This is a genomic window from Tetragenococcus solitarius NBRC 100494 (assembly GCF_001544195.1).
Lineage (GTDB): Bacteria > Bacillota > Bacilli > Lactobacillales > Enterococcaceae > Tetragenococcus > Tetragenococcus solitarius.
Map to the genome: position 1 here is coordinate 94,064 of NZ_BCPY01000002.1, position 17,165 is coordinate 111,228.

Sequence of the window (17,165 nt, forward strand, 5' to 3'; positions counted from 1 at the left end):
CTTTACTCGGTTTTTTAAATAAATAAAGAGTAGAACATTTAACGGATAGTCGCAGATAACTCCTCAGTTAAAGCTTTTTCAACTTTTCTCATTGCTTGGTTAACCTGTTCGTCCGTCAAAGTCGCCTCTTGATTGACAAAAGTTAACCGATAAGCCATAGATTTAAATCCCTCTTCAATGTTTTCTCCTTGATAAACGTCAAATAATGAAACATCTTGTAAGAATTTACCTGCCAGCTGTTTGATTGTTTGTACGATTGTTTGATTATCTATATTTTCTTTAATAATCAATGCGATATCACGTGTAACTCTTGGATATTTTGTTACTGGCACATAATGAAATCCTGGTCTTATTTTCAGGATGGCGTCTAAATCTAGTTCGGCAGCATAAGTTTCTGGAATTTCATATTGCTTTGTTATTGTTGGATGAACTTGTCCCACAAAGCCGATGCTTTCCCCTTCTAAAAAGATCTCAGCAGATCGGCCCGGATGCATTTCTTTTAGAGCAGTTGTTTTTCTATAAGTAATTTTATCCGCTAATTTTAATTCAGCAAAAAGTTCTTCTAAAATTCCTTTCGCCCGGTAAAAATCTACTTTTTCAGCCTTCGTTTGCCAATCATTGGTTGTCCATTCTCCTGATAACACAAAAGCAACATGATTATTTTCCTGTGGCAAATCAATTTTACTTTCTTTTTCCTGATAGAAAATGCGCCCAATCTCATAGAGAGCCACTTGTTCATTCCTACGTGCCACATTATAAGCAACATCGTCTAAAAGGCCACTAATTAGATTTAAACGAAGCACACTGCGGTCTGCTGTCATAGGCCAGTCTAAGCGAGTTAATTTCGAATCTGTATTGGTAAACTGCAGCGATTTTTCTTCTGAAGTTAACGCATAACTAATCGCTTCGCTTAGTCCAGCTGCCTCAAGGAAAGTCCGGACTTTCCTGGTTTTTATTTGAGAGTCAGTCAACGTCCCTGCAACAGTTTCGCCACTAGGCAGAGTCGAAGGTAAGTTATTATACCCATAAATGCGAGCAACTTCTTCTACGATATCTGCTTCAATGTGAATATCCCAACGTCGTGGCGGAACAATCACGGTATAATTTTCTTCATTCTCGTGGTAACCAAAGCCTAAAGCCGCAAAAATATTGTTCACAGTTGATACGGTCAAATGGGTTCCCAAATAATTATTTAAGCGTTGTAAAGAAGTATGAACTTCGATATCTTGAGGCTGCACATCGCTAGCTTTTACTGCACCGGAAAGGGCCTTTCCGTCAGCTAATTCAGCAATCAACGCACACGCTTGCTCACAAGCTTCGTCAATCGTTGCTAAGTTGATTCCCTTTTCGAAACGAGCAGAAGATTCACTGTGTAAATTAAATGCTTGTGACGTACGACGAACAACAGCCGGATCAAACAAAGCTGCTTCAAGTGCTACAGTCGTTGTGGAATCTGTAATTTCAGAATCGAGTCCTCCCATAACTCCCGCTAAAGCTACCGGTTTTTGTCCATCGGTAATAGCAATGTTTTGCTCAGAAAGAGTCCGTGTTTCCCCATCTAAGGTAACCAATTGTTCGCCTTCTTTTGCTCGACGGACCACAATTTTTTGTCCAGTTAGACGGTCATAGTCAAAAGCATGTAGGGGTTGGCCGTAATACATTAAAATATAATTGGTGACATCTACCACATTATTTATCGGACGAATACCAATATTCATTAAACGGTTTTGCAGCCAACGAGGACTTGGTTTAACCTTAACGTTTTCAATTAAACGTATCTGATAACTTGGTGCATCATTTTTATCCATTACTTTTACATCAATTTTATCTGCTGCTTTAGACCCACTTTCTTCCAGTTCTTTTTTTAGAAATGTAGGTTTTTTATTATAAATCGCTCCTGTTTCAAAAGCCACCCCGCGCATACTTAACGCATCTGCTCGATTAGGCGTAATATCTAATTCAATAATAGCGTCATCCATGGCTAAATAAGGATATACTTCTTGACCCGGCACCGCTTCATCTGGTAAGTAATAGATACCTTCAGCGTATTCTCTAGGTACCACGCTTTCGTTGTACCCCAGTTCTTGCAAAGAACAAATCATTCCGTTAGAAACTTGTCCTCTTATTTTCCCTTTTTTAATTTTTTTATTTCCAGTAATCCGCGCACTGGGTAAAGCTACAATTACTTTAATTCCCGCCTTAATATTAGGCGCTCCACAAACAATTTGCAGCAATTCATCTTGACCTACATCCACTTGACAGATGGATAAATGGTCAGAATCAGGATGGGGTCCGCATTCTTTGACATCTCCTACGACGATTTTTTTCAAACCCGCATTCGGATAAGAAACACCTTCTACTTCAATTCCAGTTAACGACATCTGATCGGCTAATTTTTGAGCAGTGACATGTGACACATCGACGAACTCATTTAACCACTTATATGAAACAAGCATTGACTATTCCCCCTTGAACTGATCGATAAAACGAGTATCATTTAGATAAAAACTACGGATATCTTCTACACCGTAACGCAACATAGCAATTCGATCTGGTCCTAAACCAAAAGCAAAACCAGAATATTCTTTTGCGTCGATTCCAGACATTTCCAATACATTAGGATGAACCATCCCAGAGCCTAAAATTTCAATCCATCCCGTATTTTTACAGACGCTACAACCTTTTCCACCACATTTAAAACAAGAAACATCCACTTCAACAGAAGGTTCAGTAAAAGGAAAATAGCTAGGACGTAAACGAATTTCACGCTCTTTACCAAACATCTTTTTCATCAATTCTTCCAATGTTCCTTTCAAATCTCCCATCGTGATGTGTTTATCAACGACAAGTCCTTCAATTTGATGGAATTGATGGCTGTGTGTGGCATCGTCTGTATCGCGTCGAAATACTTTTCCTGGAGAAATCATTCGCAACGGCCCTTTAGAAAAATCATGCTTTTCCATTGTTCTAGCTTGAACGGGGGATGTATGCGTACGTATCAATAACTCATCAGAAATATAGAAGGTATCTTGCATATCACGTGCCGGATGATTTTTGGGAATATTCATTCGTTCAAAATTATAATGATCCTGTTCAACTTCTGAACCTTCAATAATTTGATACCCCATACCTACGAAGATATCTTCAATTTCCTCCATAATCTTAGTTAAGATATGTCTAGTTCCCTGGGGAATTTGTTTGCCGGGCAGGGTCACATCAATACTTTCTTGCGCTAAAGCTTGATTTAACGCTTCTTCTTCTAATACCGCTTTTTTTTCTTCAATTTGTTGTGTTAGCTCGTCTCGTACTTGATTAGCAAAGCTTCCCACTTTAGGCCGCTCATCAGGTGCCAAATCTTTCATACCACGTAATACTTCGGTGATCGGGCCTTTTTTACCAAGTGTTTGTACTCGGATATCATTAAGAGAATTTAAATCAGACACATGGTTGATTTTTTCCATTGTTTCTTTTTCTAATCTCTCTAATTGTTCTTGTAAAGACATCTGTTTCCCTCCTTATTTTTAACCAAAAAAAAGACCTCATTTCCTGTTAAGGAACGAGGTCTCGTGTTACCATCCTAATTCGCGACAAATATCGCGCACTTAATTAATTAACGGTAGTCATTACCGGCTTTATATACAAGCAAGCTTCAGAAGTGAACTTCATTTTTCGAAATCAGTCATTGCTTTCAGTCTATGGCAATGTTCCCTTTTACTGTTTCAGCCAAATTACTCTTTTCTATTAACGCTTTTTTGTTATTCAATTATTGCCTAGTGTACTAAATAATAAAAAAGAAATCAATAGTGACTGTCAGTGGAGTTGCTAAAATTACATTCACTTTCGTTTACCCAATTTTGGCTCCAATTTCTTACAGAATCTAATACATCTTCAAGTCCAATACCTTTATCAGTTAATTGATATAGTCCTTCTGACTTACTAATAATTCCTTCTTTTTCTAATTCTTTTAGGCGTTCAGTTAAAACGCGATCGCTTAACATTGGAATTTTATGCGCCATATCGACAAATCGCTGCGTTTTTTCTTGCAACAATACATCAATAATCAGGCCATTCCACTTTTTCCCTAAAATAGAAAAAGCTTTTTCAAATTTTGGGCAAAGTGTATACGTTGTTTCTTTTGTTTCCATCATTAGCCCTCACCTCTTTTGTAGAGTATAACATAAGTGAACAATTTTTTTGCAAAAATTGCTTTACTTAAAAAACATCTCAATAATTTCTTTACTATTTAAAAGTACCAAAAATGTATGAGCGACCGGTTTATCTAACGCTTGTTCCAAGGCTTCACAGTATAAACGTAATTGCCCTTTATATTTTGCAATCACTTGTTGTTTATAAGTATCATTATAGACAACATCTGTCTTAAAATCATATAAAATAACGCAGTCTTCATACTCAATCAACCCATCAACAATTCCATGAATTAATAAATCAGCTGCTGATTCATCAAAATCAAAAAATACATCACGAGCATCCTTTAACATCGAAAAAGGCTGTTCTCTTTGAACAAGTTCAGGATTATTAAGAATTTCTTTTCCTAAGTCTGTTTGGAAAAACCACAAAATTGCTGACAGATCCATTCTTTTTGCTACTTGTTCTTCTATTTGCTGATGATCCACTAATAACTCTAACTTTTGCTGGATATTGTCAAGCGTAGGTGTCGTTGTTAAAGGTAACAACTGTAACAACGAATGCATAGCGCTTCCTATAGCAGCTGGATCAATATGATCTTGTTGTATAAATTTTGGTTTAGCAAGTTCTTCACTTACATAACGATAGTGTTGCGTTTGCTGCTGGTCAAAAGTACTTTGCCAGGATATCTTATTAAATTGCTGATCATCAGGGTCATTATACAAGCGTTTCATCTCAGAAACAGATTGATAACTTGTCGTTTTGGATGATTTTTGCAAAGGATAAACAAAGTTTAAGCGTTGCTTTAACTCGTTTACTTCAGCTTTTTCTGGCGAAGACAATGATCGACTTTGCACCGCTTGGGTTTGATATTTTTTGATAGCCTCTGCCAGTTGAGCTTGATTCATCCAATGAATCTCAAAATGAGCAGGATGGTCCACTACTTTTTTACTATCGGCTGCTTCTAAGAATACTTTTTTCATATCAGGATGGCGCATCAGTGTCATCCCAACCCAGTCCATTAAGTTGGCTTTGCCTTTTAGTCGCAAAGCTGGATCTAACACTAAGTTTTCCTGGTCTAATGCTTTTTGCCAGCATTTTAATGCCTCTTCTTTATTTTTGTAGGAGCCAACTAAGTATAGCTTTTGTTCTGCACGAGTCAAAGCAACATATAGTTTACGCATTTCCTCAGACAACATTTTTTGAATGCGTTGCTGCTTAATTGCTTGATAGGGCAAAGTATCATAACATAACTGTTCTTGGTCAATATATTGGATGCCTGCCCCTAAACGTTCTTCAAAAATATAACGGGTGGAAAAATCACTATAATTAAATTGTTTACTCATATCTAAAAGAAAAACAATCGGGAACTCAAGTCCCTTACTTGCATGGATAGTCATCACCTTAACCGCATTTTCTTGCGATAAAGCAAGCGGTTCAGCCAAATCTTTATCTTTTTCCTGCATTTTTTCAATAAAACGAATAAACTGATAGAGTCCTCTAAAGCTGCTCTTTTCATAGGTCTCTGCACGATGAGCTAAAGCAATCAAATTAGCATAACGTTGCCTGCCTGATGGTAAACCAATAACATAATCCAAATAAGCCGTTTCTTGATAAATTGACCAGATAAGCTCACTGAGAGAGCGTCTCCTTGCTAGTGAGCGCCACATCTCTAATTGTTCGTTAAAGCTAGACAAATGCTTTGCAAGTTCGTCTTTTTCTGACAAATAAGCTAAGAAGGCTTCGTAGTAATCCCCTTCTTTTTGAGCTAAGCGAATCTTAGCCAAATCTTCTTCATTTGCTCCTACTAACGGCGACCGTAAAACGGCAGCAAAAGGAATATCTTGATAAGGATTATCAATAATCTCTAATAAAGAAATCATTGTCTGTATTTCCGTTGCTTGAAAATAGTTTTGCGCGTCATTAACTTCCATAGGAATTTGAAATTGTTTAAACACATCCATAATCATCAAATTATTTTTTCGTGTCGGAGTTAATAATACAATATCACTGTAGTTGACCGGTCGATTTTCTTTATGATTTTTATCATAAATCATAAATTTATTTTCGACTAATTCTTTAATTTTTAAAGCAACTAAATATAGTTCTCCTTCTGTTTTATCATCAACAACAATAGGATCATCTTCAACTTCTTTTTCGTACAAAAGTAATTCAGTATTAAAATTTTTACTTGCAGGAAAATCCGTATAACCTGGAATTAATTGTGCTGCTTTGTCATAAGGAATCTGTCCTACTGTTTCATCCATCAACTGCTCAAAAACAAGATTGGTAAATTCTAATACTTCTTTTCTAGAGCGAAAATTTTCGGCCAAAATAATACGCCGTCCGCCAGCTTGTTTGGCAAAAGCCAAATATTTATCTACAAATAGCGTCGGATCTGCTAAACGAAAGGCGTAAATAGATTGCTTCACGTCACCTACCATAAACAGGTTCCCTTGCGTGGGCTCAGGATTTCTAAGCCAAAAAAGAATTGCTTCTTGTAGTCGGTTTGTATCCTGATATTCATCCACTAAAACTTCTTCGAAACGTTCTCGATAATAGTCTGAAGCCTCACTGCCTTTTCCATCTCCTTGCAAAATATCCAAAGTAAAATGTTCAAGGTCGTTAAAGTCTAAAACACCTTTTGTCTGTTTACGCTTTTGATATTTGTCAATAAAGTTTAAAGTGACTTCACTCATTTTTTCTATTAAAGGTTTAGCTTGATCCATTAATTCCAGCATTTTTTCAGGTGAATAAGCAAAAAATGTTTCTGTTTCTTGGATTAGCTCTTTGGCACTATCTCGTCGAGGTTTAATCGAACTATTGGATAGCTCTTTAGCTTCTTCTTTTTTATAAGAAGGATAACGTTTAAAATCAAAAGACGATAGTTGTTCATAAGCTTGCTGTACATTTTCTTTTTCAATATTTGTCTGTAAATTTTTTGCTTGAGTAAGATCATTTGTTAACACTTCTTCTGCTTTTTTCATTAATTCAGAGCCTTGTGCAATCTCCAAAGCCGCTTCTAATTGGTTAATAGCAGTCTGTAAATCAGCTAAAACAAGCGGTTTGACTTGAGCTTGATACATCTGGTTACCTGCTAACCCTTTTGTAGTATCATAGCTTTTTGCTAGCTGGTTTAACCAATTTGTGGGATCTGGATTGGCCCTTGCAAAATTATACAAAGACATAATTAAATCGGTAAAGCCATCATCCGAACGATCATTGGAAAAATTTTCTGCTAATTGATAAAAATCTTCGTCATAAGTTTCAAAGTAGCTATCTCGTAATTCTTCCCAAACTTCATCTTTTAATAGTAAGCGTTCAGTATCATCGGTAAGCATACGAAAAACCGGATCTAAATCAATCAAAAAATAAAAGCGGCGTATCACTGACAGACAAAATGCGTGCAAAGTCGATATATGAGCCCGTGGCAATAAAGTTAACTGCTTAACAAAGTGGTTCCGCTGCTGTTGCTGGCTTTCTTTGTTAATTGCATCTTGTAAAGCACTCTGAATGCGTTCTTTCATTTCTCTAGCTGCAGCTTCAGTGAAAGTGACAATGAGTAGTTCGTCAATGTTACTCCCATTTTTTAATTTTTCAATAACACGACGTACTAAGACAGTCGTTTTCCCTGAACCTGCCGAAGCTGAAACAAGTAAATTATCACCACGATCAAATACAGCTTGCCATTGTTTGTCGGTAAATGTTTCATTTTTTGGTTTTAAAGGAATATTAGCCATCGTTTTCCTCCTTTAAACGTTTCATTATTTCTTCTTTTGACAATGGTTGAATACGATGATAATCATTTTCTTCTAACATCGGATCAAACATAGAGATACTGCGAAAAGGTGAATACTGTGTAGCTCGATATTTATTTTTCATTTTATAAGCAGGATTCATTTTAATTTCACCTGATAAGACCCGTTCTGCGGCCTCTTTTAACTTCTTGCGATTATGTGCGATCAATGCGTCTATTTCCTCGGCGGTATAAAACTTGTCTTTGCTTCTAGCTGATTTTTTCAATAGCTCGTTTTTGTCTTTTTGAATAGGAAAGACCAGTGAGTGTTCTGACTTATTCAAAGACTCGTCAAAAGCTGCAAATATTTCAGGGTCATCGGCAAAAAGACCATCGAATTTATATTGCTTTAATCGCTGTTTTTCTCCTGCCTTTTTGGGGTCCATGACTGGATCATAAACATGAAAATAATAAGCCCCAGCGCCATTGACATCGCTTTGACCGATGAGTTCAACTGCATCTTTTAAAGCAATATCCAAATAAGTAAGCAGCTGCATTGCAAGTCCATAATAACTATCTGTAATATCAAATTGATGCGTACTTGATTTATAGTCAACGACCGATAACCACGGCTTTCCATCAATTGTCGTTGTATCAATGCGATCAATCTTCCCTCGCAAATACAGGTTTCCTCCATTTGATAAAGGAAGTTTCAAGCCAGAAATCCCCTTCTTTCCAGCAATTTCACCAAATAATACTTCCGTTTGGACCGGCGTTAATTTTGTTTTTTCAGCCTGTTTTTTAAGCCCCCAGGTTACGCGTTGAACCGTTTTTCCTAAACGATAACGAAGAAAGCTCATCCGAGCGCTTTTTTCCATAAACGCGTAACGCTCTTGTCCAAAAATATTTTCTAATACATGCTCAATTAAAAGCTGACGTTGGTCTTCTGTCATTTGAGTCAACGAAAGATTATCTTGAAAAACAGCTTTCAAGAAATTATCTAAGGCTTCATGAAAAATTTCCCCTGTCATAGCTGAATTCAATCCATAAATCTCGCGTTCTTTTAAACCTAGACCAAATTTAAGAAAATAATCATATTGATAATCATAAAATGTTTCTATTTGTGAAACAGAACTATAGATATCTTTTCCATACAATTGTTCGGCCAAATCAGCAGGGATATTTACTGGCACATTGCGATGGACCTGGCTTTCAAACACACGTTTTGCTAACTTACGATAATCAGAAGATAAAAGCAATTCTTTTAATGACTGCCATACTGCTGGCAAGTTTGTTTTTTCTTCTTGTGCTTGTCGATATAAACTATTTAACTGACGTATCAGACTCTTATAGTTTCCAACATAATTACGTGCATCACAAGTTAAATTTAAACTACAGCGTTCTTGAACAGTGAGATCCGTCCAGTTCACAATACGAGCGACAAAAGGAGATATCTTCATGTTTTGTTTGGAATCTGCATTTTTAGGGTAGCTTAAATATAGTTTTTCAGAAGCAGACAATAACATATTATAAGCAATAAAAGGTTCTTTACGAATCGTCTCTTCCGTTGGATCCTTTAAGTATTGTCCAACTTGTAAATTCTCATTAATTTGCTGCCTTTCTTCAGTAGAAATCAAGCTTTTATTTTCAATGGTTCGAGGAAAACTAGTTTCCTCTAAGCCGATTGCAAAAGTAACTTTAGCTTGTAATGGACGCGTTAAATCAAGCGGATTTACTTGTACTTGGTCAATAGCCGTTGGAATTTTTCCAAAAGTGAAATTTTCTAGCCCGCTCGTTAATATTTCTTTAAAAAGCTCGAAATCAAACGGATCGGTACCATAAATTTCCACAAGTTCATCTAATAAATCCATTAAGGAAGACCAGGTTTGTTCATGGTCTCGTGCCTGTTCTAAGTTTCCCCATTCGATTTCTTGTTCTCGCCAATGGAGTAACTGTTTTTCAACACCAATTTTTTGTAAAAATTCATAAAAAATAGCAACTGCTTCTCTAGTTATCTTGGCTTTTTTCAACTGCTCAAAAAAAGAAACAATATCGTGGCGAAAACTATTCCTTAATTGATTGCTTAGTTTCTCAATATTTTTATTATCTATCAGCTCTTCTTTTTCAAAATCGAAATCAAATAAATGCCAATCCTTTTCACGCGTCCAATCAGAGCCATGAAGATTATGCGCTAAGGCTTGGTTTTCAGTTAAATCCACCATCCAACGAAAAGTATCACGAGCTTCTTGCCAATCCTGACTTTCTTCTTGTAAATAAAGCGGTATGTACAGTTCTATCCGTAAAAATCGGAATATATCAGACGCACGATAATAATAATTGTCTAAAGTAAAAAGCGCATGGATAAATTCGACTAAAGGATGTTGTTCCATTTTGCGATCTTGATCTAAATAAAAAGGAATATCCAATTCTTCAAAGGTTGAAGAAATGATAGTGTAATAAAGATCTGGATCTAAAGTCAGTAACTGAATATCACGGTAATAAAGTGGTTGGTTCCCATCATTAAAAGAATTAACAACAAGTCGCCTGATTTCTGTTGCCACTTGTCGCACTTCTTCTTCCGGATTCTCTGCTCTCCAAATCTCTAAATGTTCGCTTAAATCATGTGTTTGTTCATACTTTCCCACACTTGTCTGCCTAAAACAGCGCTCCAATTCTAAATAACTCGCAGATACCTGAGTTAAAAGAGCTGACTTTTTGTCAAATAGTACATGAACCTGCTGTTTTTGCGCAAAGTCTTTTAAAAGATGGTAAGTCTGCTTCGCATCAAAAAATAAATCTAACGCACCATTATCGCTGTAAGCAGAATCTAGGTACAAATCAATACAAACTTGGCTTTTACTCATTAAAACTTTTAAAAGACTTTGTTCCTGCATATTAAAATTAGAAAAACCAGTAATGACAAAAAGCTTTTGACTTAACTTTACTTGGTCCTGCAAATCTTCACTTGCTAAAAAATTAGCTAGTGTCGGTAGCGGCTGTTCAATTTGCAGCTTTCTTTTTGTCAATTCTTCTTCATAAGCTGCAAAAATTAACTTAATTTCATGCATTTTTAATTCAAAGTCTTCAGCCTTACTGGCAGACTGACTATTAGAAGTAAAATCTAATGTATCAAGTGTAATCTTGCCTAACTGAAATTCCTGATATAGTTCAAGTAATTTTGCGATAAACCCTTCTTTATTTACTTCTCCGCGAAAAATAACTAGTTGATCTAATAACGTAGTAAGGACTTTACGCATAATCATAGCCGATCCAGTATCTGAGATCGTTTGTCCATTAATATGTCCACTATCTTGTAAAAAATACCAAGCTAATCGGTTAAAACTATACACTTGTCCGCGAATCGTACTAAAATCTTTTTTTTCCTGTCTATGTTTCAATTGCGACAAAATTTCTTGCTCTCGTTCAAACTTGTTATAGTTAGGAACTAAAAAAAATACTTCATTATGAGGCTTTTCCAACCAATCACAAGCAATGTCTAGCAAGGCTTTTTCATGATCACAGCTACCATCGCCTGTTATAAATTGCAAGCTCAAATTTTCTCCTCCTTTGATACTTCAACTTGTAAATTTAATTTACTCATAATAACATATCACTTGTCAGTTTAACATATGAGAAGGTACCAAATTTACGATTGTATAAAAAAATTAAGTATTCTCTCTTTACTAACTTTAAGTAAGAGGTTATACTTCTTCTTGTAACAAAATATTAAGCTCGAAAGGCGGAAATCACTCGATGTCAAATTTTTTAGAAGCAATTAAAAATCGACGTTCAATTTACTCTTTAGGACGTGATACTTCATTATCGGAAGTAGAAATTACAGAGTTAATCAAAGAAGCGGTAAAACAAAGCCCTAGTGCTTTTAACGCACAAGAACCCCGAGTTATCACGCTATTTGGCGCTGCTCACGAAAAATTGTGGGAAATTACAGAACAAGCCTTAGAACCGCTAACGCCAGCCCAAGCATTTAAAAATACCAAAAAGAAATTGGCTAGTTTTAAAGCAGGACTTGGTACAGCAATGTTTTTCAATGATGTGGACACCACTAAACAATTACAAGAACAATTTGCTTTATATGCCGATAATTTCCCTACTTGGGCAGAACAAGCCAACGGGATCGCCACAGCAAATGTCTGGTCAACTTTATCGGAAGCTGGCATTGGTGCTAATTTACAACATTATAACCCGGTGATTGATGAAGCGGTCGCCAAAGAATGGAACGTTCCCGCTAATTGGCGTTTACGTTCGCAACTTGTTTTTGGTTCTCCAAAAGAACAAGCCGCTGATAAAGACTTTTTGGCTGATGATGAACGTTTCCAAGTGTTCCAATAAAATAGAAAAGTACAGCTTGCGCTAGTCTCTGTCAAGCTGTACTTTTCTATTTGTCTGTTTCCATTACAACATCTATAGGAGTTCCTTCTTTTAAGTGCTTTGATAGAAATTTAACTAATTCATCTATCGGCGTGCTAAATTTCATCAGCGGACCACGTAATCCAAATTTAAAAAAGTTCATCTTCACTTCGTTTTTTTCTTCATCTCGAAACAAGACCACCCGATCAACTTCATCAAACTTAATCCCACGATTATCTAAAGGATGGATAACAAACCGGTCACCAGCAATCCCTCTTCCATTAATAGCATAGCTGATAATAGCTAAACCTACTGCAATTCCCCTGACTATTTCATCCACAGTTCCTGTAGTTATAAATAAACTTCCAGCAAAAATGCCAAATAAAACTGGAAAAATGAGCGAAAAAAGTGACTGGTGCTTTGCAGTAAAAACTAATTCTTTTTTTACTAAAAATAAAAAAAGATATAAGACAGTCGTAAAAGCAACAAATAATAAAGTAAACACTGTCATCACACACACCATCCTTATAAGTTCCTTTTCTTTATTTTATCAGAATACATGATTAACTACAAAGACAAACCGATCAAAACAAAACCTTTTACAAAAAAATAAGTATTTTTATCAATCAAAGATATCTTATGTAAAATAAACACAAGAAACTTCTGAACGTTATGTTTCCTTTTCTGCTCAGAAGTTTCTTTTTTTGATGAATTTAATGATCCAAAGAATTGATAATATAAAGTATTCCAATCAGCATAAAGTATAAACCAACTAAAAATGAGATAGTAAGTGCTGATACAATAGGATCGAAAAATAGCATAATTCCTACTACAACGCCAATTAAGTTTAAAATTAGCGTAATCCAATAGTGACCATTACCAAATGTACGAGCATGGTCTAAAAAGAACAAGTTACGGATGGAGTCTGCAATAAACCAAAAGGCAAAAACGTAAGTCAATGCGATAATTCCTGCACTAAGGTTAAATAGCAAAATAACCCCAAGAATTAGTTCTATAATCCCTAGTATTAAAAATGCTGTTGCTTTAAAGCCAGTCATATTTTTAATTTGGTTACGAACAAAAATACTAAAAATACCATTAATAATTGCTAGAATAGCAAAGAAAATCACTAGTGCAGATAAACTACCAGCTGGATTACTAAATGACAATAAGGAAATCAGAATAAACAAAATACCTAATATAAGTCCGCCCCAGTTTACAGTTGTCCTTCTATTCACTTTGTTTCCCTCCTTTCTCACTAAAAAGTATTATGTCACACTTTGGTATGATTTAGCAAAAGATAAGGTACGTTATTTTGAGAGAAATAAAAACACAACAAAAACACTCGATCGATAGCTAAATGCTTCTTTGCATTTTGGTTCCAATGTTGAAGCATTTTACTTTATCGTTCGGGTGTTATTATTGGATAGATAGTTATCTTATTCAATTTTATTCGTTTAATCCGATTTGCTGACGCACAACGTCTGCAATCTTATTGACATAATAATCAACTTCTTCATCTGTCGGTGCTTCAGCCATAATTCGCAACAAAGGTTCTGTACCAGAAGCTCTTACCAGAATACGACCCTCATCACCTAATTTAGCTTCTACTGCATCAATCACTTCTTTAATTGCTGGGACTTCCATAGCACCATATTTATCAGAAACACGGATATTCACTAATTTTTGAGGATAAATCTTAACATCAGCTGCTAATTCTGAAAGCTTTTTGCCCGTTTGCTTCATGATGTTAAGCAATTGAATACCTGAAAGCATCCCATCACCTGTAGTATTCAAATCGAAAAATACCATATGTCCAGATTGTTCGCCACCAAAGTTATAACCATTTTTACGCATTTCTTCCACAACGTAACGGTCTCCGACTTTAGTGACTACATCATTTAATCCCGCAGCTTCCACTGCTTTATGAAAGCCTAAATTACTCATTACAGTCGTTACAATCGTATCTTGTTTTAAAAGACCATTTTCTGATAGATATTTGGCACAAATATACATGATCTTATCGCCATCAACAATTTGCCCTTTTTCATCCACAGCAATCACGCGATCGCCATCTCCATCAAAGGCAATTCCTACATCTGCTTGCTTTTCAACTACAAACTCCGCTAACTTTTCAGGATGAGTCGAACCTACGCCATCATTGATATTGGTACCATTAGGAGAAGTCCCCATCGTATAAAAATCGGTTTCTAAATCAGCAAACAAACGATTGACTGTAGGCGCCGTTGCTCCATTGGCCGCATCTATACAAACAGTAAGACCTGATAAATCATCTTTTATCGTCTGCTGTAAAAACTGCGAGTATTTTAGCATACCTTCAGGAAATTCTTCTAAAGAACCTAACCCTTCAGCAGAAGGTCGAGGAAGATTATCTTCTGTAGCATCAAGTAAAGCCTCGATTTCTAATTCTTTTTCATCAGCTAACTTAAACCCATCATTACCAAAAAATTTAATCCCATTATCTTCTGCTGGATTATGTGATGCTGAAATCATTACACCGGAGCTTGCTTTTTGTACTTTAGTCAGATAAGCTACTCCAGGAGTAGAAATAACTCCCAATTGAAAAACCTCTATGCCTACCGAAAGCAAACCAGCTACTAGGGCACTTTCTAATAATTGCCCAGAGATTCTTGTATCGCGCCCTACTAAGACTTTTGGTTGCTCCTTTTCATCTTCATGGCGACTTAATACATAACCACCACAACGTCCTAATTTAAACGCCAATTCTGGTGTCAGTTCTTTATTGGCAATTCCTCTTACACCATCTGTACCAAAATATTTTCCCATAATAAACTTACCTTTCCGTTTCTTCTTCATTTTCTTGTGCATCTACTTGTTCATCTGCCGAATCTTGTGTTAATTCTGTTTGTTCTCGACTTTCTTGTGTAGTCGATCCCTCATCTTCAGCAGGAGGGCTTCGCGTAGGATCAGTGCTCTGTGTTTCCGTTTCTTCTACTTCCGAATTTTCATTACTTTCGTTCGTTTGCTCATCAGTAGAAGATGAAGAATTTGTAGACGACGAAGGATTACTATCTTCTGTTGATGTTTCTTCAAATATCGGCGTGATGTTAACAGTAACTGTATCAACATCTGAATTTAGTTGAGCTGGTGTTTGAACATTAACATTTCTAGTTGTTGGTTCAGTGACATCAGTGACATCTACTGGGACTTCCAGAGAATCTACGTTATCTAACAAATTTTGTGCCCCAGATATTGTAGCACTATTTTCACTCAATTGAAAATCAAAGCTAGAAACGCCATCCGCAGCTTCTCCTGTTTGCGTAGGTTCCAGGCTGACTTCTTTATCTGGTGCAGAAACACTTAATTGTACATCTGCTTCTTGTGGCTCAATACTGGCCGAAAGACCATCTCCATTATCATCAACGGCTTGTAATGAAAAACTATCTGAAATATCTTTATTAATCGTTTCTAAATTAGACGAAAGTATAACTTTTGAAATTTCTTTCATCGTCTTCTCTCCTGAAGTAACCTTAACTTCCTGCGGAGAAATGACGAAATCTTCTAATTCAAAGCCGTCTTGTACCTTATCTTCCAATTCTTGTGTATCGATTTGAAAATTTTTAGATACTCTTTTTTCAATGGTAACAGTTATCGTGTCCGGATCTAAGCTTGCATCTACGCTATTACTTAAATTTTCCACTTTTAAAGGAACATCATGTGTTCCTTCTCCTAAATCAGTTAAATCAGCAACCACCTTGAAATTTCTTGTTTCATCATTGGCCTCTGCATTTAATTGAACTCTGTTGGCACCACTTAGGGTTATATTCGCTGTGCTTTCGTAACCTTGGATGTAATATTTATCCGAATCATAATCAATTGTAATAGGCACATTTTGTGCTGTTTCTTCATAAGTTTCTGTAGAAGCAATACTATTTCGAAAATTTGATCCATTAGCATTGAAAAAAAGAAGTAAACTGAAAAAAAGAGCTAAAAGGCCGTAGACAATGTTGCTTCTTTTCTTTTTCTTAAGCATCATTTGCCTCCTTTACTCATTTTATTCAATTCATCCAAAAAGCTTCTGAAGAAATTTTTCCTATTTTTCTCCGTATTTTCAACAATTAAGGTATCTCGAAGCATTTTCAGATACTCTTCTTGAGTTAATTCGGTATATAAACGATTGTTTAACGTTAAACTCACACCGCCGGTTTCTTCAGAAACAACAATGGTTAAAGCGTCGCTAACTTCAGCCACACCTACTGCAGCTCGGTGTCTAGTACCGTATTCTTTAGAAATCATATTACTATCAGATAAGGGTAGATATGCACTAGACACTGCAATTTTCCCATTTCTAACGATTACTGCACCATCATGTAAGGGAGTATTAGGAATAAAAATATTAATCAAAAGCTCCCCGGTGATATCTGCATCCAAACTAATCCCAGTTTCAATGTATTCTTCTAAGCCCGTATTACGTTCGATTGTTATAAGCGCTCCGATTTTTCTTTTTGACATGTATTGGATGGCTTTATCAAAGGCTTGAATCATTGTTTCGCCTTGATCTTTTTCTGTCTTTGTTGGATTGAAAAAAGTCGTTCGTCCCAAGTGCTCTAATCCTCGTCGAATCTCAGGCTGAAAGATGACAATAGCAGCAATCACCCCGTAGGTAATCACTTGGTCCATTAACCATGATAACGTATGAAGCCCAATCACTTCTGCCAAAAAACGAATGGCTATAAACATCACAACGCCTTTGAACAGCTGAATCGCTTTTGTTCCTTGGACCATCTGTATTAATTTATAAACAAGATACCATACGACTAAGATATCTAAAATATTGATGAAAAAGGGAACAGAAAAAACATCTACAGATAATAACTGTCTCCAATAATCTAAATCAAAAAGTTCTGCAATGTTAAACGACATATAAAGCCTT

Annotated in this window: 11 protein-coding genes and 1 other annotated feature; of the genes, 1 reads left to right on the plus strand and 10 read right to left on the minus strand. The window is 36.1% G+C overall.

Features of this window, described 5'->3' with window-relative positions; translation table 11 throughout:
* Window positions 1–38: 38 nt before the first annotated feature.
* The 5 genes from pheT to TS1_RS01200 all read right to left on the minus strand — a co-directional run bounded on the left by pheT (window position 39) and on the right by TS1_RS01200 (window position 11,436).
* Entirely contained in the window at window positions 39–2,456 is a 2,418-nt protein-coding gene (gene pheT, locus TS1_RS01180; protein WP_068706964.1) for a phenylalanine--tRNA ligase subunit beta, read from the minus strand.
* Window positions 2,457–2,459: 3 nt separating this feature from the next.
* A complete protein-coding gene (gene pheS / locus TS1_RS01185) occupies window positions 2,460–3,503 on the minus strand; it encodes a phenylalanine--tRNA ligase subunit alpha (protein ID WP_068706966.1) in 1,044 nt (347 codons plus the stop codon).
* 46 nt (window positions 3,504–3,549) lie between these two features.
* Window positions 3,550–3,754, minus strand: a binding site (T-box leader).
* A gap of 43 nt (window positions 3,755–3,797) precedes the next feature.
* Window positions 3,798–4,145 (minus strand): winged helix-turn-helix transcriptional regulator, encoded by a 348-nt coding sequence (locus tag TS1_RS01190; RefSeq protein ID WP_174519316.1) that lies wholly within the window; start codon window positions 4,143–4,145, stop codon window positions 3,798–3,800.
* Between the two features lie 63 nt (window positions 4,146–4,208).
* Entirely contained in the window at window positions 4,209–7,886 is a 3,678-nt protein-coding gene (gene addA, locus TS1_RS01195; RefSeq protein WP_068706970.1) for a helicase-exonuclease AddAB subunit AddA, read from the minus strand.
* Complete coding sequence (locus TS1_RS01200; protein WP_068706972.1) at window positions 7,879–11,436, minus strand: PD-(D/E)XK nuclease family protein; 3,558 nt, start codon at window positions 11,434–11,436, stop codon at window positions 7,879–7,881. The genes addA and TS1_RS01200 overlap by 8 nt, the downstream gene beginning before the upstream one ends.
* A gap of 199 nt (window positions 11,437–11,635) precedes the next feature.
* Between TS1_RS01200 and TS1_RS01205 the strand changes: the two genes are divergently transcribed.
* Window positions 11,636–12,232 carry a nitroreductase family protein gene (locus tag TS1_RS01205; RefSeq protein WP_068706974.1) on the plus strand — a complete coding sequence of 199 codons (597 nt, stop codon included), beginning with the start codon at window positions 11,636–11,638 and terminating at the stop codon, window positions 12,230–12,232.
* A 46-nt stretch (window positions 12,233–12,278) separates the two neighbouring features.
* Here the strand turns inward: TS1_RS01205 and TS1_RS01210 are convergent, their stop codons facing one another.
* The 5 genes from TS1_RS01210 to cdaA form a co-directional block, all read right to left on the minus strand.
* Complete coding sequence (locus TS1_RS01210) at window positions 12,279–12,761, minus strand: hypothetical protein (RefSeq protein ID WP_068706976.1); 483 nt, start codon at window positions 12,759–12,761, stop codon at window positions 12,279–12,281.
* A gap of 202 nt (window positions 12,762–12,963) precedes the next feature.
* On the minus strand, window positions 12,964–13,488 hold the full coding sequence (locus tag TS1_RS01215) for an HdeD family acid-resistance protein (RefSeq protein ID WP_068706978.1): 525 nt from the start codon (window positions 13,486–13,488) through the stop codon (window positions 12,964–12,966).
* A gap of 211 nt (window positions 13,489–13,699) precedes the next feature.
* Complete coding sequence (glmM, locus tag TS1_RS01220; protein ID WP_068706980.1) at window positions 13,700–15,058, minus strand: phosphoglucosamine mutase; 1,359 nt, start codon at window positions 15,056–15,058, stop codon at window positions 13,700–13,702.
* 7 nt (window positions 15,059–15,065) lie between these two features.
* Entirely contained in the window at window positions 15,066–16,265 is a 1,200-nt protein-coding gene (locus TS1_RS01225) for a CdaR family protein (RefSeq protein ID WP_068706981.1), read from the minus strand.
* Window positions 16,265–17,155, minus strand: coding sequence for a diadenylate cyclase CdaA (gene cdaA / locus TS1_RS01230; RefSeq protein WP_068706983.1), 891 nt, complete (start codon window positions 17,153–17,155; stop codon window positions 16,265–16,267). The genes TS1_RS01225 and cdaA overlap by 1 nt, the downstream gene beginning before the upstream one ends.
* Window positions 17,156–17,165 lie beyond the last annotated feature (10 nt).